25 protein-coding genes are annotated in these 21,199 nt (G+C 68.1%); 10 read left to right on the forward strand and 15 right to left on the reverse strand.

The window, feature by feature from the left end:
- Positions 1–9: 9 nt before the first annotated feature.
- The 8 genes from WMF39_RS37710 to WMF39_RS37745 all read right to left on the reverse strand — a co-directional run bounded on the left by WMF39_RS37710 (position 10) and on the right by WMF39_RS37745 (position 7,839).
- Positions 10–1,008, reverse strand: a complete 999-nt coding sequence (locus WMF39_RS37710) for a HupE/UreJ family protein (RefSeq protein ID WP_437741309.1) — start codon at positions 1,006–1,008, stop codon at positions 10–12.
- Positions 1,005–1,799, reverse strand: a complete 795-nt coding sequence (locus WMF39_RS37715; protein WP_437741310.1) for a peptidyl-prolyl cis-trans isomerase — start codon at positions 1,797–1,799, stop codon at positions 1,005–1,007. The genes WMF39_RS37710 and WMF39_RS37715 overlap by 4 nt, the downstream gene beginning before the upstream one ends.
- Before the next feature lie 161 nt (positions 1,800–1,960).
- Positions 1,961–3,202: a polysaccharide deacetylase family protein gene (locus tag WMF39_RS37720; RefSeq protein WP_437741311.1), complete on the reverse strand. Its 1,242-nt coding sequence runs from the start codon at positions 3,200–3,202 to the stop codon at positions 1,961–1,963.
- Positions 3,203–3,625: 423 nt separating this feature from the next.
- Positions 3,626–4,513 (reverse strand): phosphotransferase family protein, encoded by an 888-nt coding sequence (locus tag WMF39_RS37725; protein WP_437741312.1) that lies wholly within the window; start codon positions 4,511–4,513, stop codon positions 3,626–3,628.
- Complete coding sequence (locus WMF39_RS37730; protein ID WP_437741313.1) at positions 4,510–4,668, reverse strand: hypothetical protein; 159 nt, start codon at positions 4,666–4,668, stop codon at positions 4,510–4,512. Before WMF39_RS37730 ends, WMF39_RS37725 begins: the two co-directional genes overlap by 4 nt.
- 47 nt (positions 4,669–4,715) lie before the next feature.
- On the reverse strand, positions 4,716–5,759 hold the full coding sequence (locus WMF39_RS37735) for an NAD-dependent epimerase/dehydratase family protein (protein ID WP_437741314.1): 1,044 nt from the start codon (positions 5,757–5,759) through the stop codon (positions 4,716–4,718).
- A gap of 40 nt (positions 5,760–5,799) precedes the next feature.
- Complete coding sequence (locus WMF39_RS37740) at positions 5,800–6,837, reverse strand: deoxyhypusine synthase family protein (RefSeq protein ID WP_437741315.1); 1,038 nt, start codon at positions 6,835–6,837, stop codon at positions 5,800–5,802.
- A gap of 315 nt (positions 6,838–7,152) precedes the next feature.
- On the reverse strand, positions 7,153–7,839 hold the full coding sequence (locus tag WMF39_RS37745) for a TetR/AcrR family transcriptional regulator (protein ID WP_437741316.1): 687 nt from the start codon (positions 7,837–7,839) through the stop codon (positions 7,153–7,155).
- 121 nt (positions 7,840–7,960) lie between these two features.
- Between WMF39_RS37745 and WMF39_RS37750 the strand changes: the two genes are divergently transcribed.
- Positions 7,961–8,731: an SDR family NAD(P)-dependent oxidoreductase gene (locus WMF39_RS37750; RefSeq protein ID WP_437741317.1), complete on the forward strand. Its 771-nt coding sequence runs from the start codon at positions 7,961–7,963 to the stop codon at positions 8,729–8,731.
- Positions 8,732–8,754: 23 nt separating this feature from the next.
- On the opposite strand, the gene WMF39_RS37755 is transcribed toward WMF39_RS37750, so the two are convergent.
- The 4 genes from WMF39_RS37755 to WMF39_RS37770 form a co-directional block, all read right to left on the reverse strand.
- On the reverse strand, positions 8,755–9,894 hold the full coding sequence (locus WMF39_RS37755) for an MbnH family di-heme enzyme (RefSeq protein WP_437741318.1): 1,140 nt from the start codon (positions 9,892–9,894) through the stop codon (positions 8,755–8,757).
- The gene (locus WMF39_RS37760) at positions 9,891–10,424 is read right to left on the reverse strand and encodes a hypothetical protein (RefSeq protein ID WP_437741319.1); all 534 of its coding nucleotides are present in this window, start codon (positions 10,422–10,424) and stop codon (positions 9,891–9,893) included. The genes WMF39_RS37755 and WMF39_RS37760 overlap by 4 nt, the downstream gene beginning before the upstream one ends.
- A gap of 1 nt (position 10,425) precedes the next feature.
- Positions 10,426–11,274 carry an MbnP family copper-binding protein gene (locus WMF39_RS37765; protein WP_437741320.1) on the reverse strand — a complete coding sequence of 283 codons (849 nt, stop codon included), beginning with the start codon at positions 11,272–11,274 and terminating at the stop codon, positions 10,426–10,428.
- Positions 11,275–11,522: 248 nt separating this feature from the next.
- On the reverse strand, positions 11,523–12,053 hold the full coding sequence (locus tag WMF39_RS37770; RefSeq protein ID WP_437741321.1) for a cytochrome c-type biogenesis protein: 531 nt from the start codon (positions 12,051–12,053) through the stop codon (positions 11,523–11,525).
- Between the two features lie 311 nt (positions 12,054–12,364).
- Here WMF39_RS37770 and WMF39_RS37775 point away from each other — a divergent pair, with 311 nt between their 5' ends.
- From WMF39_RS37775 to WMF39_RS37800, 6 genes are all read left to right on the forward strand, one after another.
- Positions 12,365–12,544 (forward strand): SDR family oxidoreductase, encoded by a 180-nt coding sequence (locus WMF39_RS37775; protein ID WP_437748083.1) that lies wholly within the window; start codon positions 12,365–12,367, stop codon positions 12,542–12,544.
- A gap of 211 nt (positions 12,545–12,755) precedes the next feature.
- Positions 12,756–12,944 carry a helix-turn-helix domain-containing protein gene (locus WMF39_RS37780; protein ID WP_437748084.1) on the forward strand — a complete coding sequence of 63 codons (189 nt, stop codon included), beginning with the start codon at positions 12,756–12,758 and terminating at the stop codon, positions 12,942–12,944.
- A gap of 519 nt (positions 12,945–13,463) precedes the next feature.
- A complete protein-coding gene (locus WMF39_RS37785) occupies positions 13,464–14,447 on the forward strand; it encodes a hypothetical protein (RefSeq protein WP_437741322.1) in 984 nt (327 codons plus the stop codon).
- A gap of 31 nt (positions 14,448–14,478) precedes the next feature.
- Entirely contained in the window at positions 14,479–15,366 is an 888-nt protein-coding gene (locus WMF39_RS37790) for a hypothetical protein (RefSeq protein WP_437741323.1), read from the forward strand.
- 451 nt (positions 15,367–15,817) lie between these two features.
- Positions 15,818–16,057, forward strand: coding sequence for an addiction module protein (locus WMF39_RS37795; RefSeq protein ID WP_373372339.1), 240 nt, complete (start codon positions 15,818–15,820; stop codon positions 16,055–16,057).
- Positions 16,057–16,359: a type II toxin-antitoxin system RelE/ParE family toxin gene (locus tag WMF39_RS37800; RefSeq protein WP_437741324.1), complete on the forward strand. Its 303-nt coding sequence runs from the start codon at positions 16,057–16,059 to the stop codon at positions 16,357–16,359. The genes WMF39_RS37795 and WMF39_RS37800 overlap by 1 nt, the downstream gene beginning before the upstream one ends.
- A gap of 45 nt (positions 16,360–16,404) precedes the next feature.
- Here WMF39_RS37800 and WMF39_RS37805 read toward each other — a convergent pair whose 3' ends face one another.
- Positions 16,405–16,860, reverse strand: coding sequence for a peptide chain release factor-like protein (locus tag WMF39_RS37805; RefSeq protein ID WP_437741325.1), 456 nt, complete (start codon positions 16,858–16,860; stop codon positions 16,405–16,407).
- Between the two features lie 51 nt (positions 16,861–16,911).
- Here WMF39_RS37805 and tnpA point away from each other — a divergent pair, with 51 nt between their 5' ends.
- Genes tnpA through tnpC form a run of 3 tightly spaced genes read left to right on the forward strand, consistent with a single transcriptional unit; the run spans position 16,912 to position 19,345 of the window.
- Positions 16,912–17,253 (forward strand): IS66 family insertion sequence element accessory protein TnpA, encoded by a 342-nt coding sequence (gene tnpA / locus WMF39_RS37810; protein ID WP_437740545.1) that lies wholly within the window; start codon positions 16,912–16,914, stop codon positions 17,251–17,253.
- Entirely contained in the window at positions 17,250–17,621 is a 372-nt protein-coding gene (gene tnpB, locus WMF39_RS37815) for an IS66 family insertion sequence element accessory protein TnpB (protein WP_437740544.1), read from the forward strand. Before tnpA ends, tnpB begins: the two co-directional genes overlap by 4 nt.
- Before the next feature lie 41 nt (positions 17,622–17,662).
- Complete coding sequence (gene tnpC, locus WMF39_RS37820; RefSeq protein ID WP_437740543.1) at positions 17,663–19,345, forward strand: IS66 family transposase; 1,683 nt, start codon at positions 17,663–17,665, stop codon at positions 19,343–19,345.
- A gap of 312 nt (positions 19,346–19,657) precedes the next feature.
- On the opposite strand, the gene WMF39_RS37825 is transcribed toward tnpC, so the two are convergent.
- Both WMF39_RS37825 and WMF39_RS37830 read right to left on the reverse strand, forming a co-directional pair.
- Positions 19,658–19,933, reverse strand: coding sequence for a hypothetical protein (locus tag WMF39_RS37825; RefSeq protein WP_437741326.1), 276 nt, complete (start codon positions 19,931–19,933; stop codon positions 19,658–19,660).
- On the reverse strand, positions 19,930–21,165 hold the full coding sequence (locus WMF39_RS37830; protein WP_437741327.1) for an RtcB family protein: 1,236 nt from the start codon (positions 21,163–21,165) through the stop codon (positions 19,930–19,932). Before WMF39_RS37830 ends, WMF39_RS37825 begins: the two co-directional genes overlap by 4 nt.
- Between the last annotated feature and the right edge of the window lie 34 nt (positions 21,166–21,199).

Genomic DNA, 21,199 nt, shown 5'->3' on the forward strand with positions numbered 1-21,199 from the left:
CGGGCTCCGCTACATGCTGGCGTCCGTCAGCATCGCCACGACGCGCTCGATCGACCAGTAGCCTGCCATTGCGCCCATCGCATACACCACGCCGCGCCTCACCGTCGCTGGTTGCGTGGGGACGCGCGCGGCAAGGAAGCGCAGCGCGACCACCAGCGCGATCACGCCGAGCTGCCCTGTCTCCACGCCCACGTTGAAGAACAAGAGCGCAATCGGCACATGCCTCTCCGGCAGCCCGATGTCGAGCAGCGACGACGCGAACCCGAGCCCGTGAAGCAGCCCGAAGGCGAACGTGACGGCCCATGGGGCCCGGCGGGTGAGCGAGTCGGTCGGCCGGATGCACTCGCCGCAGATCAGCACGATCGAGAGCGCGATGGCCGCTTCGACCGGCGGGGCCGGCAGCGTCAACCAGCCAAACACGGCGCAGGCCAGCGTCAGGCTGTGCGCGACCGTGAAGGCCGTGACGGCGCCGAGCAGCTTCCGGCCGCCGCTCACGAGGAGCGTGAGCGCGATGACGAAGAGGAGATGGTCGAACCCGGTCAGGATGTGCTCGACGCCGAGCCACGTGTAATCGACCATGATCGGCCGGAGCGCGCCGAGCCCGGCGGAGGCGGGAATACCGTAGACCAAAAGGCTCGGGTCGTTGCCGGTCAACACCCGGACAAGCCGGCTTCCATTCCGCCACTCGACAACCACCATCACGTTGGTCTCGGTCCCCTCGAGCCAGGGGAGCTCGATGGTGCCGACGAGGCCGTCGTGACCGCAGTCGAGAACTGCTCCGTCGAGCTTGCAGGCCGCGGGGAACACGGCGGGCGTCGCGAGGTCGGCCTGTAGCGCGGACGAGCTCGCCTCCCAGCGTACGGCGAACCGCCCGTCGTGACCTTCCACCTCCGTCAGCGAAAGAAGCGCTGAGTTGAGCGCGTGGCCGGCCGCCGGGACAGGCGCCAGGAGCAGGGCCAGCAAGAACGGCAGGGAACGAGCCAGCCGGAGCAGATGCGAACGATTCAAGGGCTCTCCTTGAACCTGTACTGCGCGAGGAGGCTCTCGACGAACTCGTCGACGGCTTGCTTCTTCCTCGCGGCGGCCCAGTCGATGGTGAGGGTCGCGCGGATCGCCTCGCGGCTGGGCAGCCCCCCGCCTATCTGGTTGACCCGCACGAGCAGCAGGCTGTCCTGGGTCTCCAGGGGCTGCCACGTCGAGAGCGGCGAGCTGCCAATGCTCTCGGCGACCGCGGGTCCGAACTTGGCTGCGAGTGAATCGCGGGTGAGGTTGCCACCCTCGATCGGACGACCGAGCGTCCTTGGGTCCGCACCGTCGGCCAGCGCACGTCGATACGTCGACCGCTGCTCCTCTGCGGCCGGGTCGCTCTTGGAGAAGGCTACGATCTCGAAATCGTACCGGAGCGGCGTTTCGTACTGGCTCCGGTGAGAAGCCAGCCACGCGTCCAGCTCTGCATCCGTCGGCGCCCGCGCCGCGCTCGGCTGAGCCGCCCGTGTCCGCAGCTTCTCGGCCAGCGCGACCCGCACCGTCGCATCCTGCCGATCGAGCCCCTCCCGCAGCGCCTCACGGTAGAGCACCTCGTCCCGCTTCCACCCGTCGAGCGCCGCCGCCAGCTCGGCCTCCGTCGGCGCCCGCCCCATGTTGTCGCGGAACTGCCGTTCCAGGTCCGCCTTCAGGCCCGTGCTGACGACGATCTCCCTGGGATCACCGGCGACGAGCCGGTGGCCGAGGAACAACAGCGCGCCGATGAAGAGGAAATGAATGACCGGTTCGCGGAGCAACCGAGCGAAGCTCCCCATGGTGTTACCGCTGGTGTCAGACATGAGACGCGCTCTCGCCGGGGGAGAGGAGACCCAAACGCTTCGGAGACGTCAAGCCCCAGCCGAGGGACCTGCCCTGGGCGGGGTCGGCTACGCCCGAAGCCGCGCCGGTGGCGGCGCGGGGCTTCGGGCGGCTCGGGTCAGGGCGACAGCGTGACGGACTTCGCGTCGAGCGCCACTTCGTAGTAGCCGTGCGGATCCCAGCTGAGCGTGGCGCCGTTCTGCTTGAGCGTGCCGCCGGTCACCGTCACGCGCACGTACTTGCCCGGCGGGAAGTTGGCGGGGAGGGTCCACGAGTAGGTCGTGTCGTTCCCGTTCTTCATGTTGGTGCCGTCGGTGATCGCCTTCTGGCCACGCCAGTAGGCACCGATGGTCTCCATGGTGCCGATCCACACGTCGCCGTATTCCTTGACGGCCTTGACGTGATCGACCCAGGCCTGGAACGGGATCGGCTGATAGGCGCCGTCGCTGCCGCCGGTGAAGCCGTGGATGCAGAAGGTGCGCCACTTCTTGCCGCTTCGCGCGCTCGCGACCTCCGAGTCCATCTGCGCCTTGGAAGCGTTGGTCGGGGGAATGTAGGTGGGCAGAACGAACGGATTGCTGCTGTCGTTCGGGCCGATCAGGGCGTTGGACACGCCGCGATTGATCATGAAGCGCGTCCGGGCGATGCCCTCGTATACACCCGCGCCGTTCGGGGCCGCCATCGTATACGGCGTGACGCCGTACTTGTCCTTCATGTCCTTCGTCGCGGCGTCCGTATCGGAGCCGTTGTCGTTGCTCGAGTGGCTCCTCGTGTGGTTGGCGAGCTCGTGCCCGCGCGTCAGAGCCTGTTTCCAGACCGCGTTGTTCGCTTCCTGCTTACCGGTCCAGACGTAGAAGGTGAACGGCACGTCGAGCGCCATCATCTCATCGAAGTGCTGGATCTGGGTCTGGTTCACGTCGTCGAAGCTGTACGTCACTGCGCCCGCGAAGCCGGCCCAGTCGATCACCTTGAACCCGCCGGCCGCGCCGGCCGGCTTCGGCACATTGCCAGCGCCGGGCGCCGGCGGAATGCCGGAATCGGGCAGCGCTCCTCCGTCACCGCCACCGCCCGTTCCTGCGCCACCCGTTCCGCCGGTGCCGGCGGGGTCCGCGCCGCCCGTGCCGGCGGGGTCCGCGCCGCCCGTGCCGGCGGGGTTCGAGCCGCCGTCGCCCCCCCCAGCCGACGCCGACGTCGTGCTGGGATCCGCGCCGCTGGAGGAGGAGCTTCCCGGCGTGCCGCCGCTGCTGCTGCTGCTCGTCGTCTGCTGGCCACCGGTGGTGCCGCCGGCGGTGTCCTCCCCGTCATCGCTGCAGCCGCTGACGTGCAGCGTGCCCAGCAACAACATCGCACCGAGCGCCAAGGACGATGACGCAGGAAAATTCTCGAAGTGGAAGAATCGCGATGATTTCAGCATCGGGTAAGGATACAAAACCCCCGGAAGGCGCTCAAAGGATTATGCACGACGCACGCGGGTCGACGCATCGCACGAATGGCTCACATGTTACCAAAAGTAGCGAGCGGCTCACATGTTACCAAAAGTAGCGAGCGGCTCACACGTTGCCAAAAGTAGCGAGGGCCACGTCGACGAAGCGCTCCGCCGTATCTTTCTAGCGACGCGGCGACTGCCGGAGCGTACCGGGCTTCGCGTCGGCCTCATGTGCAGCGCTCTCACCCTGACTCGCCAGGTGGTTTCCACCCCCGCCTGGACGATCGGCAAAGCAGGCGGGCGGCCCCGTGGTGACGGCTGGAGGAACCGCCCGCCGCGTGGGTCCAAGGGTCCGCTTCACGGATCCCCCGGGTGTCCGAGCAACACGCGTCGACACCATCGATGCAAGCGCACGTCGTCGGTCGCGAACGACCAGCGGGCGGCGAGCCATCGCTCGGCTGGCTCGAACAGCGCGTCCAGGTGTTGCGCCTTCAACCACTCCCGGGCGAGGCTTCGATCCCGATCCGTGGCAGTCGTGGTGATGAACGGCGTGAGATAGATGACAGCAGACAGCGGATCGAGCCGGGCGTCTCCCACGATGGGTAGGCCCCCGAAGTCGATCACGGCGCTCACCTCCTGGCCTTCGACCAGCACATTGCCTGGATAGAAGTCCATGTGCACGAAGCTCGGTCGCTCCGGCTCGGGCAGCGCGGCGGCCAGGCCCGCTGGATCGATGCCGTCGAACGCGCTCCCGGCGCAGGCCAGGCTCTTCCTTGCGCGCAGCTCGAGGTAAGAGCGGTAAGAGGGCGTCCGGATCGGCTCGGCTTCGCAGAGGTCGCCGTACCACGCAGCGCTCACGCGCAGGGCTCGCAGGTGCGTCGAGGCCTCGAGAAAGCGGGTGATGAGACGTTCACGCTCGGCGCCGGCCGCCTCGCCGAGCACCTGCAAGAGGGGCCGCCCCGGGAGCCGCGGCTCGACGGTGATGAGGCGGCCGTGCAGCTCGGTCATCTCCAGGACACGCGGGATCGAGAACGGCACGGCGCTCGCGGGCTGGTGGAAGTCCTCGAGCAGCTGGGCTCGTCGAACCACCGTATCCCGGACGGTCCCAGGGTGGTGGATACGCACGACCCTCTCCATACCCAGCGCGAACACGCAGGCTTCACCGCCGATGCCGAGCAGCCCATCCCGGGTCAGGCCGAGATGGCTCATCACCTGCAGCAGGGGGGCGTCGTCCTCGATGCTCATCCCGGGGTCCACTGCGGGTGGCCCGTGAACAGGCCGTGCACGAAGCCGATCTCGTAGACAAGGAAGACGCCGAACGCAAGGCTCAGCAGGCCCGACACGACGCCGAGCCCGCGATGGAGGCGGTCGAAGCGGCGAGCTGCATACGCGAACGGCATCGCGAGAGCGGTCGTGATGAGCTCGCTCGCCCCGGCGCCGCGCGCCCTCAGAAGAACGCCTTCAACAGGCCTATCGCGCCCTGCTTCCAGGGCACGCGATGGGTCACGCCCGAGCGGCTCTCGAACTCGCTCCGGTGCGCCTGGTACCACTCGAGGTTGCGCACGAGCGCGTCCTTGTTCGAGTACCTGGGCGTGAAGCCGAGCACCCGCTCGGCCTTCTCGATCGACACGAACGAGTCCTTCGACGCCGTCTCGTAGACCCACTTGTAGAGCGGCGACACGCCCATCGCCTCGAGCGCGCGCAGGCCGAGCACCGCCGGCGCCGCCGGGAAGGGCACGATCTTCTTGCCCTTGCCCACCGCGTCGAGCACCGCCTGGTAGTCCTCCCCCATGGTGGTGAAGTCCTTCGCGCCGATGTTGAAGGTGTCGTTGGCGATCGACGCATCCTTCGTCATGCACAGGGTGATCGCCTCGCAGAGATCGGCCACGTCGAGGAGCTGATAGCGGTTCTTGCCATCGCCGATCATGGGGAAGCCCTTGCCGTCGAGCGCCCAGTCGTAGAGCAGGGCGAAGACCCCGAGCCGCTCCGGGCCGATGAAGGACTTGGGCCGGATGATGGGCACCACGAGCCCCCGGCCGCGCTCCTCCAGGCACACGACCTCGGCCTGGATCTTGGCCTGCCCGTACGGGCCCACGCCGTCGAGCCGGTCGTCCTCGCAGAGCGGGTGGTGATCGGGGATGCCGTACACGGCCGTGGAGGAGATGTGCACCGCGCGCTCGACGCCGTGGCGGCGCGCGGCGCTCATGACCAGGCGCGTGCCGATCACGTCGGTCGTGTAGATCTCCTCCGCCGTGTACAGGGGCAGCGCGGCCGCCGTGTGCACGACGAAGTCATGCCCCTTCACCGCCTCGTCGACGACCGCCGCGTCACGGATGTCCCCGCGCACCTCGCGGATGCGCGACCGCTCGGGGTAGTCGAAGTCCAGGAGATCGAGCGACGTGACGTCATAGCCGCGCTCGAGCAGGTGCCGCACCAGATTGATCCCGAGGAAGCCCGCGCCGCCCGTGATCAGGACCTTCTTCTTGCTCATCGTCTTGCAACCTCGCTTCAGGGATAAGGAAAGCCGGCCCTCACGCGCCGCGCGCCTCGATGATGGCCCGCGCCTCGGCCGGGTGGCGCTTGCACTCGAGCAGCGCTCCGAGCAGGAGCGGCGCCACGATGGTGGCGTCCGACTCGATCACGAACATGGGCGTGTCCTCGGTCAGCTTGTCCCAGGTGATCTTCTCGTTGGGCGTGGCGCCGGAGTACGAGCCGTAGGACGTCGTCGAGTCGGAGATCTGGCAGAAGTAGGCCCAGGGCCGTGCCGGCTCTTCGAGGTCGTACTTGAGCGACGGCACCACGCAGATGGGGAAGTCCCCCGCGATGCCCCCGCCGATCTGGAAGAACCCCACGCCCGCGCCTGCGCTGAGCGCGCGGTACTGATCGTACAGCGCGGCCATGTACTCGATGCCCGACTTCACGATGCTCGCGCTGCACTCGCCCCGCCTCACGTAGGACGCGAAGATGTTGCCGAAGGTCGAGTCCTCGTGGCCCGGGACCACCAGCGGCAGCCCGGCCTCCGCGGCGGCGAGCAGCCAGCAGTCCTCGGGCGGTCCGCGGTGGAGCGCGGGCTCGACCGCCCGGATCAGATCGTAGAAGTACTCGTGCCAGAAGCGGCGCTCGCCGCTCGCCGTCGCCCGCTCCCACATGGGGACGATGTGCTTCTCGACCGCGCGGAAAGCCTCGTCCTCGGGGATGCTGGTGTCGGTCACGCGCCGCATCCGGTTCTCGAGGATCCGCGTGTCGTCCTGCTTGGTGAGGTAACGGTAATCGGGGAAGTCGCGGTAGCCATCATGCGCCACGAGGCGAAACAGCGACTCCTCCAGGTTGGCGCCGGTCACGGACATGCCGTGGATCAGGCCGGCGCGGATGGCCGGCGCCAGCGTGATGCCGAGCTGGGCCGAAGACATCGCCCCGGCCACGGCCCAGAACATCTTCCCCCCGCGCTCGATGTGCTCCCAGTACGCGAGGAGCGCGTCGCGCGTCGCGCGGGCGTTGAAATTCTTGTAATTGCGGAGAACGAACGAGAGGAGGGGCAGCGTCGTCGACGCCGACTTCGTCTCAGCCATGTTGTGCGGAGCCTCAGCGACCACGTGAGGTCGTCCCGGTGGTCTCGGGTCGCGCAGGCCACCAGGGACGCGCTACGGACCGACACAGGCCGGGCCGCCATCGCAGCGTCAGGTGGCTTCGGGGGGGACCGTAGCACGCATCGTGTGGATCGTGTCAAGCCCGTCTCAACGGGCGGGAACCGTGCAGGAGACATGCGCCGCAATGGCCAGGATGCGTCGTGATCGTAATCAGGGCGTGAGATCGCGCGAGGCCGGTCCTGCTGCTGCGCGCACCAGCGGTCCGAGCCCCGCTCGGGCTGGATGGCGGACACCTCCTCAGCCCGGCTTGCCTTTCCGTCTCCCGCCGCCCTGCCGACGCGGCTCCACGCCAGCGGCGCGCTGCCCTGTCCGCGGCGCTCGTTGCGGCGGGTCGACCTTGCCCATCGCCCCGCAGGCGAGCTCGGGCAGGGTCGCCTTCATCCACGCGGGGTCCACGGCGCCTGGCGCGGAGAGGTAGGCGCGGCAGGCCTGGTGCGCCGGCCCGAGCAGCACCACGTCGACCATCAGCTCGGAGGAGCGCGCCTCGGAGAAGACGCCGAGCTCGGAGAGGTGCGCCATGATCTCCGCCTTGAGCCGCGCCTTGGTCTCCCGGAGCGCGGCGCGGTGATGCCCGTCGAGCTCCAGCGCGAGCGCCTGGTACATGAAGCGCGCCTCGCCCTCGTGGTCGAACACCCAGGTCAAGTGCGCCTCCACCAGCGTCCGCACCGCCGAGCGCGCCGTCCTGGCGGCGAGCACGCGCGCGGTCACGTGCCCCACCAGCCGCTCGAAGGTCCGCTCCAGCAGCGCCGCCACGAGCGCCGGGAAGTCCTCGAAGAGGTGGTACACGCTCGAAGGGCTCGCGCCCGCCTCCTTGCGGACGTCCTCGATGCCGGTGCGCAAGAGGCCCCGCTGCTCGAAGCAGCGGAGCGCCGCGTCCAGGAGCGCCTCCCGGCGGGCCACGCCGTTCTGTCGAGCCACGGCCATGGCCCCTCCCCTACCCCAGCCGCGCATCGCTGGCCAGCCGGCCCAACTGGAGGATTCTTCCAGTTTCATCTTGGAAGTTTCTTCCATTTTGTTTATCTTCCTGTCGAAAGCGAGGTGTCGCATGGAGCTGGGGCTGGAGAAGAGGGCCGCGCTGGTGACCGGTGGCTCGCAGGGGATCGGCAAGGAGGTGGCGTTGCAGCTCGCGGCCGAGGGGGCCCGCGTGGCGCTCACCTACCGGAGCGAGCGGGAGAAGGCCCGAGAGGTCGTCCGGGAGATCGAGGGGCGAGGCGGCGAGGCGGTCGCGCTGGAGCTCGACCTCGGGTCGGTCGAGTCCGTCAAGGCAGCCGTCGCGGCCACCGTGGCGCGCTTCGGGCAGATCGATGTGCTCGTCAACAACGCGGTCCGCTGGAGCGAGCGCTTGCCCTGGGAAGCGCCGCGCTTCGAGGACATCCCGCTCGCGGAGTGGCAGGGCGTCATCCACGACAACATCGACGGCGCCTTCGCCGCCATCCAGGCCGCGGTGCCCTCGATGCGGGCCCGCGGATGGGGGCGGATCGTCAATATCTCCTCGGGCGTGGCGCTCGACGGGGTGGTGGGCGCAGGGCCGTATGCCGCCGCCAAGGCGGCGCTCCACGGGCTCACGTCCGTCCTCGCGCGCGAGCTCGGGCCGCACGGGATATTGACCAACGTGGTGGTGCCGGGCTTGACGCTGACCGACAGGGTGAGCGCGCAGGCATCACCGGAGCTCGTCGCGCAGCGCGGGAAGGCGTATCCCGTGGGGCGGCTGCTGCGGCCCGAGGAGGTGGCGCCGACGATCGTCTTCCTGTGCTCGGCGGCGAACACCGCTGTCACGGGGGAGATCGTCCGCGCGAGCGGGGGCCGACCGATGTAACCGAGGCAACTGACACCTACCGGTCACGGCGCCTGCGCGCCGTCCACCACGGCTGCGAACTCCGGATCGGTCAAGCTCTTCATGAAGGCCACGACATCCGCCTTCTCCTCCGGCGTGATGGTGAAAGCCCTGACGAGCGTGCTCTTGTTCGGGTTCTCGCTGCCCACGCCCGCGAACGGCCCGCCGTCGATGGTCCTGCCTCCCGCGGCGTAGTGGTCGACGACCTCCTCCAGGGTGGCCACGCTCCCGTCGTGCATATAGGGCGCCGTCAGCTCCACGTTGCGCAGCGAAGGAACGCGGAATTTCCCCTTGTCGGCCGGGTCGCCGGTGAACTCGAACAGCCCCTCTCCGCCGGATGGATAGTCCCCGTCCGGGCCGAGGTTGTAGAGGCCGGTGTTGTGGAAATCCATCTCGGCCTGCTTCGTCTCGGCGCTCCGGAAGGCGGTCGTGAAGTTGATCCCGCTGTGGCAGTGATAACACTCGAGCCGCTCGGAGAAGAAGAGGTCCATGCCGCGCAACGCCGCCTCGGACATAGCGCCCGCCTCTCCGCCGTACGTGTACCGATCGTACGCGGAGCGCCCGGAGAGGAGCGTCCTCTCGAACGTCGCGATCGCCTTCACGACGGTATCGAACGTGATCGGCTCGCTCTCGCCGGGGAAGGCGGCGACGAACGCGGCCTTGTACGCCTCGTCGCCGCGGAGCCGGCCGAGAACGACGTCCTCGGCGCCGGTGATCCCGAGCTCGACCGGGTTCTCGCCGAACATCGGGACGAGCGCCTGCTCCTCGAGCGACGACAGCGTGGGGTTGCCCCACGTGAGCAGCGGGAAATAGGCGACGTTGGCCAGCCCCATCGCGTTGCGCGGGATCGTGTCCCCTGTGGAGCCGGTCGGGGTGGGCTTGCCGTCGGCAAACCCCCTGTCGCGCTCATGACACGAGGCGCACGCCATGGTCCCGTTGCCCGACAAGCGCTCGTCGAAGAACAGCGCGCGCCCGAGCGCGACCTTCGCCTCGGTCATCGGGTTGTCGGGCGGCACCCACGGCCTCGGGAAGCCGACGGGCAAGGCGAGCTCGTAGCCGTCGACCGGCAAGGTCGCTTCCGTCTCGCCCCCACACGACGCCACCGCGAGCGCGACGAGCGCCGCCGACGCGATTGCGCGGATCACTCCAGCAGAATGCGGCGCTGTTCGTTGTGACACAGATTACACGCTCCTGAGATGGATGGAAACGGCATCTCGTTCGTCCCCTCGCCGTCCTGGGACCGCAGGAAGAAGAACAGCGCCTGGTCCGGGAAGGGCAGCGGCTCGGTCGTGAAGAAGTTCCCGTTCCCGTCGATGGCGACCGAGAGCACGAGATCTCCCTCGCCTCCGCCGGCCGTGCGGAGCTCGACCGTTCCGCCCGTCACCGGCGTGCCCGACGGCGCATACACCGTCCCGGCCGTGGTGAAGAGCCCCTTGCCAGGCCCGTGGGGCTGATGGCAGCCGATGCAGTTCTGCCCCATGTTGTGGCTGCGCTTCTCGACAGCGGCGCTGATGTTCTCCACGTCGAGCGCTGGATCGCGCTCGAAGCGGGGGTCGCCCGGGAGGATCTCCGCGTCGCTCGGCTCGTCCGTGTCCTCGTCGGAGGCACCGCAGCCGGCAAGCGCACAGACCCATAGCGACGCGAGCAGGCAGGTCGCCGTTCTGAGGATGTACATCTCACTCCACCCGGAAGGCGGTCTGCGCAGCGGACGGGTTCACGCCATCGAAGCCCATGCCAAGCGCGTTGAAGACGGGCGGGCACTCTGGATCGCCCTCGAAGGACATGCAACCGGAGGTGCGATCCGTCTCGCCGTCGACCTGGTGGTCGAGGTCGGACTCGGCATAGAATCTGGCGATATCGAAGACGATGGTGCTCGACTCCGGGTCGACCCCGTCGATACGTATGTCAGCGAGGTTGTCAGCGGCGCACGAGTAACCCTCGCTCACGGTACCCTCGCACTTCGTACCCCCGAGGTGGAAGAAGTAGGTAGGGTTCATCGTCGAGATGAGGTCGAGGCGCACGAACTTGTAGCCGCCCTTCCACGACCACCACATACCGGGAATGTTCAGGGGCGCCGGGGCCGTCGCCGCGTCCAGGTGGTTCATCTCCGGGGGCAAACCCACGTTGAACCTGACACCAGCGTAATCGCCGGCGGGCGCGGTGCCAACAACCTCGGTCCTCGTCTCCGGGCTGCCGGTCTCACAGGAGCCCGTGCCGTCCTCGAAGTCGAGGAACGCGATCTTGTCGCGCTGCCATTGGCCATCCTGCTCGAGCGAGAGGGGCTCTTCGGACCCGTCGCCGTGAACGAGCCGCACGTCGGAGACGTACATGCGAAAATCGAGCGCATTGACCGACGATCCGGTCGTGCCGACTCCATCGAACGTGTCAGTGCAGGAGAACGGCCTGTCGCCGACCTTGGCGGCGAAGCGCAGCGCGAACGTCTTCGAGATGACGTCCTCATCGCTCCCGCCGCATCCGCTCAGAGCCGCAAGACAGGCCACGCCGAGGAACGTGATACGCGCCATTGAACAAATCATCAGGCAACCTTTCAAGCTACGAGGCCACAACGTCGTCACCACCGCACCGGAGCGGAGCGGAGCCTACTCGAAGCTCGGCTCTCCTGCGTGCAGCAAGTTGTCGCACCCTGCGGCCATCCTTCAAGGGGAGCCGGTGATATCCGGGCGAAGAGTTTCCGCCGCGGCCACTGCGCCGCGGTCATAACGAGATGTCCCTGCTGAGCCTCCTCTCCAATCAACCAGGAAGACGGGTGCGCTCATGCGCCGCGCTCCCGGAGCTCGTCGTCGAGGCGCTCGTCGTACTCGTCGCGAGCAGCCGTGACGGTGCCTCCGGACGGAGCGGCCTGCGCTGCGTTGCTCCGCCACGATCGCAACAGGGCGAAGATCCCGAGGAAGGTCACTGCGATGCCCAGCATCAATCCCAGCGCGACCTGGCCGAGCGTGCCTGACGAGGGCGCCGCGCGGAGGCGCTCGCCGTAACGCGCCACGAGGTCCTGCTCGATCGCGTCGGCCACCTCGCCCCGCCGGAGACGCGCGTGGATCTCGCGACGAAGATCGCGCGCCAGCTCCGATTCGTGGACATCCAGCGTCTGATCCCAGCAACAAGGCGCGAGCAGACGCGCCGCGAGCGCCCTCTCGCCAGGCGCCGGGGTCGAGTCGACGAGCTCCGAGGCGGCCTGGCTGGGCGGCGCGGGTTCGGCGCTGCCGGTGAGCGCCATGCCCGCGACGGCCGCGGCGAGCGCGACCACGCGGCGCCAGCGCCAGCTCGGCGGCGACCGGAGCCCCACCGGTCCGCTTCCCTTTCGCGCGCCGTGAGGGAAACGGGCCGGGTCATTGGCAGGCCCGTCCTGGTCTCGCTGGATCATCGCGAAACAGGCTAGCGTCACCCGCCGCCAAGGTCCTGCGACACGATGTCGCGCTTGTCGCCGCGCAGCGATGTGCGCGCCGAAGGCTGGGTTACGGCTGCATGGTCGACGAGGTGCGACACCTTGACGCATTGCCCACCCCGGCCGGGGATACCGTGCCCTCCTGGCCGAGCGCGGCGCGACGGCGGTGAGGACCTCGACCGCTAGCTCGGCACGGCGCGCAGGTCGGCCAGATCGGCGTCGTCCCCTGCGCGGCGCCCAGGGCATCCGTTGCGCAGCGCGGAAAAACGTATCCTGTGGGGCGGTTGCTGCGGCCGGAAGAGGTGGCGCCAACGATCGTCTTCCTGTGCTCCGCGGCGAACAACGCGGTCACGGGCGAGATTGCCCGCGCGAGCGGGGGCCGACCGATGTGACGACGGGACGGACTGTCGTCCCGCCGCACGGATCGAGCTGCGCCGGCACGAAGGGCGCGCGTTCCCCGTAGCGAGCAGAATGCACCCAAGAGGCGCGCGGCCCGGGTTCGGTTCGTGACGATGGAACCCTTCGAGATCGATACGATCTTTTCGACATATTGCGGCAAACGTACAGCAGCTTCGCATCAGACGACGGCTGACCCACGACGGGCTGACGGTAGCGACGGACGTTAGCGCTGGCCTTCTCATTCGCTTCGAATGCGGAAAAAACAATGTCAGCGCCGTTGCCCTTGTAGCGATCGCCAACGCCCTCGGCGTGACACCAGCAGCATTATTTCGCCCGGACGCGATGCCGAAGACGACGCGCGAGAGGCCGAGCATGCGTCCCGCCGTTGCTTGACGGCCACCCCTCGCTGCCCGCAGCTCGACCACCTGCGGCGACCCGCGCGCTCCTCAACGAACGTGACGCAGTTCCGGCAGGCGCTTCGCGGCCGACGATGCATCGAGTAATGGCGGACTCCACAGGTCACGGCAAACTGAAGCATCCGGCCGAGGACTGGCCGGGCCTTCGCAGGACGACGCCCTCGGCTCGGAGGTGTAGGTATCGAGAGTCCATTTGCGCCGTCGTCCGGTCTGGAGCCGGCACGCTCCTGCCTCGGTCTCCTTGACAAGGCGGGGCAGCCGTAGGATACGCTACATTTTCACGATGGGTGGGGGCGGTACGACAGGGTGGGCTCGGAGTTCAGGGCGCTCCGCGCGGAGGGGCGGTCAGCAGTCATGATGGCTGATGACGCCGAGAGGACCGCGGTCGATGACGTGGGTGTAGCCCATCGTGTTCCGCATATCTTTGGCCGAGCATAGCCGCTCCCTAATCGTCTGGACAAGCGGCGATAATTGCAAATAAACCGCAAATGAAAACATGAGCATGACCGCCACATACCTCCTTTGCAGCGACCAATCCGAAGTCACCCATGACGGGACACCCCTTCGTGGCGTCCGCTGCGTCAGCGGCGGCTCGAAACAATGCGGCCGGCCGCACTTTTATTATGCCGTCGCGCTTGAGCACGAAACTGCGGAGGGTCTATTCGACACGACGCATTATCGTGGCCGAAGGAGTTGGCGGCAGTTCTTTGTTTCAAATTCAACGTGCGGCGTGCCTATTGGTCGCGGAGGTTCACTCGTCGCCCTGACGAAGGCGCCACCGCGCCGGCTAGACATCGATGAGATTCATGCGCTGCACCGCTTGGCGGATGGGCTGCAAGCGAAAGCGTTGACAACAACGCCTTCGCCGAGCAAGACGCTCCGGCGACCGCGGCGACGCTGCACGACGTGGGTGCCCCTCGCAGCCGACCACAAGCGATTTATCGCTGCGGAGATTGCTCGACTGGCACATTTTGCGCGAAACGAACAGCATCCGATGCAAACGACCGCTCGCGCTCTTGTCGACACGCTCTTGTGGTGCTGGACTGCGGACGGCGTTGATCCGAGCTCGGGCCAAGCCGGGCGTGACAAGATGAAGTACAACTTCGAGTATCAGCGGTTCACACTGGCGGCGCACACGAAGCGGTCTGAGCAGGGGACGGTGGCTGGGCTTCGGCACGAGCACATTGTCCCGAGGTGTGCCTTGATCGATTGCATACTCTCGGAGCCTGGCCTTCGCACCGAAGAGGCCGTGTTCACGTTTCTGGAGCACAACTGTTTTGCCGTCATTATCACCAAGGATCAGGACGATGTTCTCAGTCAAAAATTTAAGGACAGCATGCCACCTAGTTGGAACTGGGAAAGCGCGGACGCTGATCCATTTGTGCGCTATAGAGAAGCCGGGCTAGACGATGAAATTCTCGGACCGTTGCGCGCCGCCCAGCCAGCGCACACAGCGGGCGGCATAAGTCGCCACCGCTGACGCGTCATGCGTTAGAACGACTGGAACAATAATGGCATACGATCAATCGGCAAATCAAGGGAATAGCGCAGGTCGTGTTTTGTCGCTCATTCAAGAATTTGTTGCATCGCAGGATGCTGCGCCCCCCTCGGAGGACGCCATTGCGTTTCGCGAATGGCTCGGCAACATAGCGACGCGGATTAATGACTGGGTAGAGAAGAACCGACCGGCGCTGCAGCGCCTCGGGCAAGACCTCTCCCGAGTCCTCGAGAAGCTTCCGGACTGGGAGGCCAACCTTCAGACAAACATGTTGCTTGTGGAGCGCGGCCTGGAAGTGCTCTACAGGGAAGGTTACGGCAGCACCGGATACATCCTATCGATGCAGGATGCCCGCGACCTAGGTGTTCTGTCGGCTGAAGAGCTCGATGAATGCCTGTATGCGCAAACGTCCACTCCGGAGTTCGCGCAAGCTGTGCTCGATCTTTACCGTTCTTCGGGCCTGCAACCCCAGCGCGCCTCACTAATCAGTGAAGGTATTGCTCTCCACCGCGAAGGCAGATTCGCTGGCGCGATACCATTGCTCATCTCCCAGCTCGAGGGCATCGTGACCGACGCCCTGGACGCTCTGCCCCATCCGAGCAGTGTAACCGAGAAACCCGTGTCGCCTAACCCCCGGCAGCTACCCGGCTTGTACGCGAAAGCACAAGCGGCCGATAGGAAGGCTGCTGGCACTACAGAGATCTTCAGTGACCTTCTGAGGGCAGTTCTCACGCCGTCAGATCCTAATAGTACGATCTCGAAGACTCGCAACGGAATTCTCCACGGTAGCGACGTATCGTTCGCCACGCAGCGACGCTCAACGCAGGTCTTGCTGTGGATGATCGCAATTTTGACAGAACTGCGGTCGGTGCTTCCACTAAGGAATGACGACGCGCCCTAACTTCGGTTTACAGCAGACGTAGTGCTCGCTAACGCTAGCCTCGACTTGCGCATTTTTTGTCGGCCGGGCGACGCGGAACGGCCTAGATCCAGAGGCTTCGCGCACTTTCACACGGATCGCCGGGGAGGCCACAGCGCCCCGACCCCTTGCGGATGCACGGAACCCTACAAAAGCAAGGACGGGCGCGACGCACGAAAAGTGCCCAGGTCAAGGCAGCCCCAGGCAGTTGAAACCTGGACAATGGGCAGCCGAGCCGCAGGGGATCACGTTGCACTGTCACCAACAATATCGCAGCACCATGGGCATGCACGCCAGCGCCACAAGCACGGGCCACTGGTTGAACGGGCAGCGAAGCCCACTCATGCCGCACCCGCTCATGCCATCGGCACCCAGACTACCCCGTCCGGTCGTCGGGGATGCCCACCGGCCCAAATGCTGCTACACTCCCGAGATGTCGTCCAGGAATGCCGTGCTTGCCGAGGCTCTGCAACTTCCGCCGGAGGAGCGAGCAGACGTCGCGAAGCGCTTGATCGCGAGCCTCGACGGACCAGAGGACGAGGACGTCGAGGCTGCCTGGCTCGCCGAGGTTGAGCGACGTCTGCAGGACGTCGACCGTGGCACGGCGAGCGCCGAGCCCTGGGACGCTGTTCGGGAACGGCTCGCCACACGTCTCCGCACGAACCGCAAATAATGAAGATCGTCGTTCTCGACGAGGCAGATGCCGAGCTTACCGCCGCCGCGGATTGGTATGAGCAGGAGCGAGACGGCCTCGGTGAGGATCTGCTGGCCGAGGCCGATCGTGTACTGAGCGCAATCGCGGCGAGCCCAACGACATGGCCCCTCGTTGCAGGCAGCAAGATCGTCCGCCGGTTCCTGTTCACACGGTTCCCGTATGTGGCCTACTTCGTCGTCCGGGACGAGCATGTCCTCGTGCTGGCGTTTGGCCACACGAGTCGAATGCCTGGCTATTGGCGAAACCGACTTAAAAAGTGAGCGGGAGAGACTACGCCTGTCCAACAAGACGCGAGGCCGCTCCCCTCACCGCCCCTCCGCCACCACGAGCGCGCTCTTCCGCCCCACCCGGTACGTCCTCACCGGCTCTCCCCGGACGATCCGGTCGTGCTCGCTCCAGCGCGCGGCGTCCCCCTCTGCGACGCGCCGGGCGGCGCGCTCGGCGAGCCGCTCGGCGATGCGCTCCACCCCGCGGCGGACGTTCGCGCGCTGCGAGCGCTCATCGGCGACGCGCACCGTGATCCCGCTCGGCCGGTGGTGGATCCGGACCGCCGACAGGGTCTTGTTCACGTGCTGCCCCCCCGGCCCGCTCGCGCGGCAGGCCGATATCTCGAGCTCACCGAGATCCACGCCCTCGCCCGCGCCCGTCCCGACGTCCGCCCCCGCAGCGTGGACCGCCACCCCCGCGAACCACCGCTTGCGCGCCGCCTTCCCCCGCGCCGCGCTCCGCTCGACCAGCGCGGTACGCGTTCTGCGGACCACATCCTGTCTTCGAGCCTCTGCGCCGCTTAGAAACCCGCGCCGGAGGTACCGATGGACGAGAGCACACGCACCTGGCGCGACCGCGTGGCGCGCTGGCACAAGAGCGGGCACTCCGCCCGCGTGTTCGCGGAGCAGGAGGGGGTCAACGCCGGCACACTGTACTCCTGGAGCCGCCGACTGGGCATGAAGCGGAGCGAGTACCGGCAGCGCTCGGAGAAGGCGACGCTTCCGACGCTGCTGCCCGTGGTGGTCGCCCCGCCAGCATCCACGACGCCCTCGCCGGGCGCGGCGCTGGAGATCGTCTTGCCGGACGGGGCGGTCGTCCGCGTCCCGCCGTCGTTCGACGAGGTTACGCTGGCGCGCGTTGTTCGTGCGCTCGGGGGGGCGCGATGATCCCTGGCCGCGTCTCGATCTACGTTGCCACCGAGCCGCTCGATCTACGGCGCTCGTTCGATGGTCTCGCTGCCGTCGTGCGCGAGGTGCTGCGACAAGACCCGCTCTCCGGAGCGCTGTTTCTCTTTTTCAACCGGGCAGCCGATCGCTGCAAGGCCCTTTGGTGGGACCGCAGCGGGTACTGTCTACTTTACAAAAGGCTCGAGCGTGGGGCGTTTCGAGCCCCGCGTGCCGTCACTCCGGGAGCCACGAGCGTCCTCATTGACGCCGCCGAGCTCGCGAAGATCCTGGAAGGCATCGCCCTGTCGCCTTCGAAGTTGCGGCGAGCGGTCCCGTTCGCCGAGACCGCACCGCCTCCGGTCCCCTGATCTCGCCTGACAGCCTCGCACGCTCCTGGGTAGCCCCACGGTTGCATTGCCTCGAGCGACATAAATTTTCCTCCACAAGCCCCTTCAAAAAGCAAGAGCTCACGAGTACTTACCGCGCCGTGAGCAAGCCGGTCGAAGAGCAGATTCGCGAGCTCAAGGACAAGCTCGCGCGCGCTGCCCACGAGCGGGACGAGTACCGCAAGCTCTACGAGCTCGCCAGCATCGAGCTGGAGCGGCTTCGCCGGCACATCTTCGGCCAGAAGGCCGAGCACGTCGACCCCGGGCAGATGCAGCTCGCCTTCGATGCGATCGTGCAGATGCTCGCGGGCACCGGGGCGCAGCCGGATGCGGGCGCGACCGGCTCACCCGACGGTCGCGATGGCGCGGCGCCGAACGGCTCCTCCGGAGGCGGGGACAAGGGGCGCCAAGCTCGCCCGCACGGGCGGCAACGGCTGCCCGAGCATCTGCCGGTCGAGCGGATCGAGCTGTTGCCGCCGGAGGCGCAGGACGAGCGCGCGACCGCGCTTGTCCGCATCGGCGAGGAGGTGTCGGAGACGCTGGAGTGGCGGCCCGCGAGCTTCGTGCGACTGCAGATCGTGAGGCCGAAGTTCGCGGTCAAAGGTGAGCCCGAGCAAGGCATCACGATCGCCGACGTCCCCGACAGCCCTGTCCCGCGCAGCCTCGCCGGTCCGGGGTTGCTCGCGCACGTGCTGGTGAGCAAGTACGCCGACCACTTGCCGCTTCACCGGCAGGAGAAGATGTTCGAGCGCTGGGGCCTTCACCTCTCGCGCTCGACGCTGTGCGGCTGGGTCGAATCGTGCGCCGGCAAGCTCGCGATCGTCGTCGAGGCGATGGCCAAGGACGCCCTGAACGCGCACTGCATAGCCATCGACGCCACCGGCGTGCTCGTGCAAGCAAAGGAGAAGTGTCGGCGGGGCCACTTCTGGGTCCTGGTGGCGGACCGAGATCACGTCCTGTTCCGTTTCACGCCGCATCACAACCAGGATGGTCCGAAGGAGTTCCTTCGCGGCTACAAGGGCTATGTCCAGGCCGACGCCTCGAACGTCTACGAGCAGCTCTTCCGCACCGAGGGGGTGACCGAGGTCGGTTGCTGGGCCCATTGCCGGCGAAAGTTCTTCGAGGCGATGACCTCCGACCGGGACCGCGCGACGGTAGCCATCGGCTTCATTCGCAAGCTCTACGCGATCGACAAGGCGACCAAGGAGCTGGCTCCGAACCGTCGAACCGAGCAGCGCCGGACGGATGCCGAGCCCGTGCTCGTGGCCTTCCGCGCGTGGCTTGAGACAGAGGACCTGCTCGTCCTCCCGAGGAGCCCCATCGCAGGCGCCATCGGCTACGCGCTCAACCAATGGACCGCGCTCACTCGCTTCCTCGAGGATGGTCGGCTCCGCCTGGACAACAACCGGAGCGAGCTTGAGCTCCGCCGTGAAGCCGTGGGCCGTAAGAACTGGCTCTTCGTGGGCAGCAAGGACGGTGCCGAGTGGAACGCCACCATCGTGTCGCTCATCGCCTCCTGCGCGCTGCACGGCATCGAGCCCTGGGCCTACTTGCGCGACGTGCTGATCCTGCTGCCCACCTGGCCTCCCGAGCGGGTCATCGAGCTCGCTCCCAAGTCCTGGAAGCAGACCCTCGAGAACGCCGACGCTCGGCAACGGCTCGCGGCCAGTCCGTGGCCCCGGGCGCCGGACGCGACGCCCAGCTGATCGCTCCTCAGCGTCGCCGTCCGCTGCCGTGGGCAACGTCGCCGCCTTGCCGCCCGCCGGGCGCACCGGTCGCCGGCTTTGGCGCGCTGGTGCCGGCTCTTCGGCGCTTGCGCGGTCGACGCGTGGCTTCCGGCGCCTTGTCAACGATTCGGGCCCGGCAGAGGCATCGGCGGCGCGCGGCTTCGCCGCCGCACGCCTGCGGGCGACTTGCACGCGGGCGGCGACGTCGGCGTCGACTGCCGGTTCCCCGACTCGCTGGGCCAAGCCCCCCTTCGTCGCAGGCCGCTCTTGCTCTCGCATCGCGTCGCGAATCTACGGTGACGGCGCGCACCTCGCGACGATGTGGTCTACAGAACGGATACCCAGCGCGTGTGTCCCGAGCTCGCCCTCCAGGCAGCGCCGCGCGTCGCCCTCCACCAGGATCTCGACCGAGGCCGGCGCGTCCTCGTCGCCGTGCAGCGTGACGTCGACCACCGCGAGCCCGCGCTCCTCGCAGAGCGCCTCCATGCGCTCGGCGAGCCGCGCCACGAAGCGCCGCACCTCGACCGGCCCCCGCCCCGCGCTGATCTGCACCCACGACCGGCTCATCGCTTCACCGTGAGCACCGGCACGAGCGGCGCGACCGGCGTCGCCAGGCCGGCCTCGACAAGGCTCTCGATCACCGGCTCGATCGGCTTGTACGCGTCCGGGTGCTCCTCGAGCAGCAGCGCCGGGTCGTCGCACACGACGCGGCCGCCGAGCTCCGTGCGGGCGAGCTCGCGCCGCCGGTACCTGGCCGCGATCTTCTCGCGCGCCTCGCTGCGCCCCATCTTGCGGCCCGCGCCGTGCGCGACGGAGCGCAGCCCCGCCTCCGCGTCGCACGAGCGCATCACCCACGACGGCGCGCCGCGCGACCCGAGCACCACGGTGAAGTCGCTGCCCCGGGCGGGCGCCGCGCCCTTGCGGTGCACCCAGGCGAGCTCGCCGCCCACGGCCTCGCGCGCGACGTCGTTGTGGGTGAGGTCGAGCCCGCCCGTGATCGTCGACGCCCGCGAGGCGCCGAGCGCGCGCAGCATCCGGTACGCGAGCAGGAGCCGGTTCGCCCGCGCGAAGCGGCACGCGCCGGCGAGCTCGCCGAGGTACGGCTCGGCCGCGTCCCCCTCGAGCACCGCGCCGCCCCAGCGCTGCCCGAGCGCACCGCCAAGCCCGCGCGAGCCGGAGTGCGCCACGACGACGAGCTCCCCCGCGGAGAGGCCGAGGGCCTTCGCCGCCGCAGGGTCCCGCAGCGCGCCGACCCGGGCGACCTCGAGGAAGTGGTTCCCCCCGCCGACCGAGCCGAGCGCGCCCTCGTAGCCCGCGCGGTACGGCGAGGCGTCCCCGCTCGGGCGAAGGCCGTCCTCCGGCTCCGCCGCCGCGAGCCGCGCGAGCGCCTCGGGCACGCCGTCGACCTCGGCAAAGCCGCGCGCGCCGCGCTCCCAGACCCGCTCGAACACCGCCCGCGGGTCGCACTCGGCGAGCGGCTCGTCGTCCATCGCCTGCCGGGCGCGCCGCTCGAGGACGTCCGGCGCCACGCGGCCGATCGACGTCGCGACGAGCCGCACGCCGCAGCCGGCGTCGCCGCCGATGAGCTCCGGGACGACCCGGTCCGCGAAGGCGAAGGCCGCGCCGATGGGGATGCCCCGCCCGGCGTGCAGATCCGGCATGCCCACGGCGCGGACGCAGCCCGGCAGCGCGGCGACGCGCGCGAGCTGCTGGACGGCGTTGCCCTCGAGCCAGACGTCGTCGCGGGCGACCAGGCGGGCGTGGGCAGGAAGGACTGCGCTGTCGGCGGGGGCTTTCATCGAGATCTCCGGGGCAGGAGGCAAAGGCAGGCGC

Origin of the sequence: Sorangium sp. So ce1504, assembly GCF_051521635.1 — a bacterium.
In the GTDB taxonomy this organism is placed as follows: domain Bacteria; phylum Myxococcota_A; class Polyangia; order Polyangiales; family Polyangiaceae; genus Sorangium; species Sorangium cellulosum_B.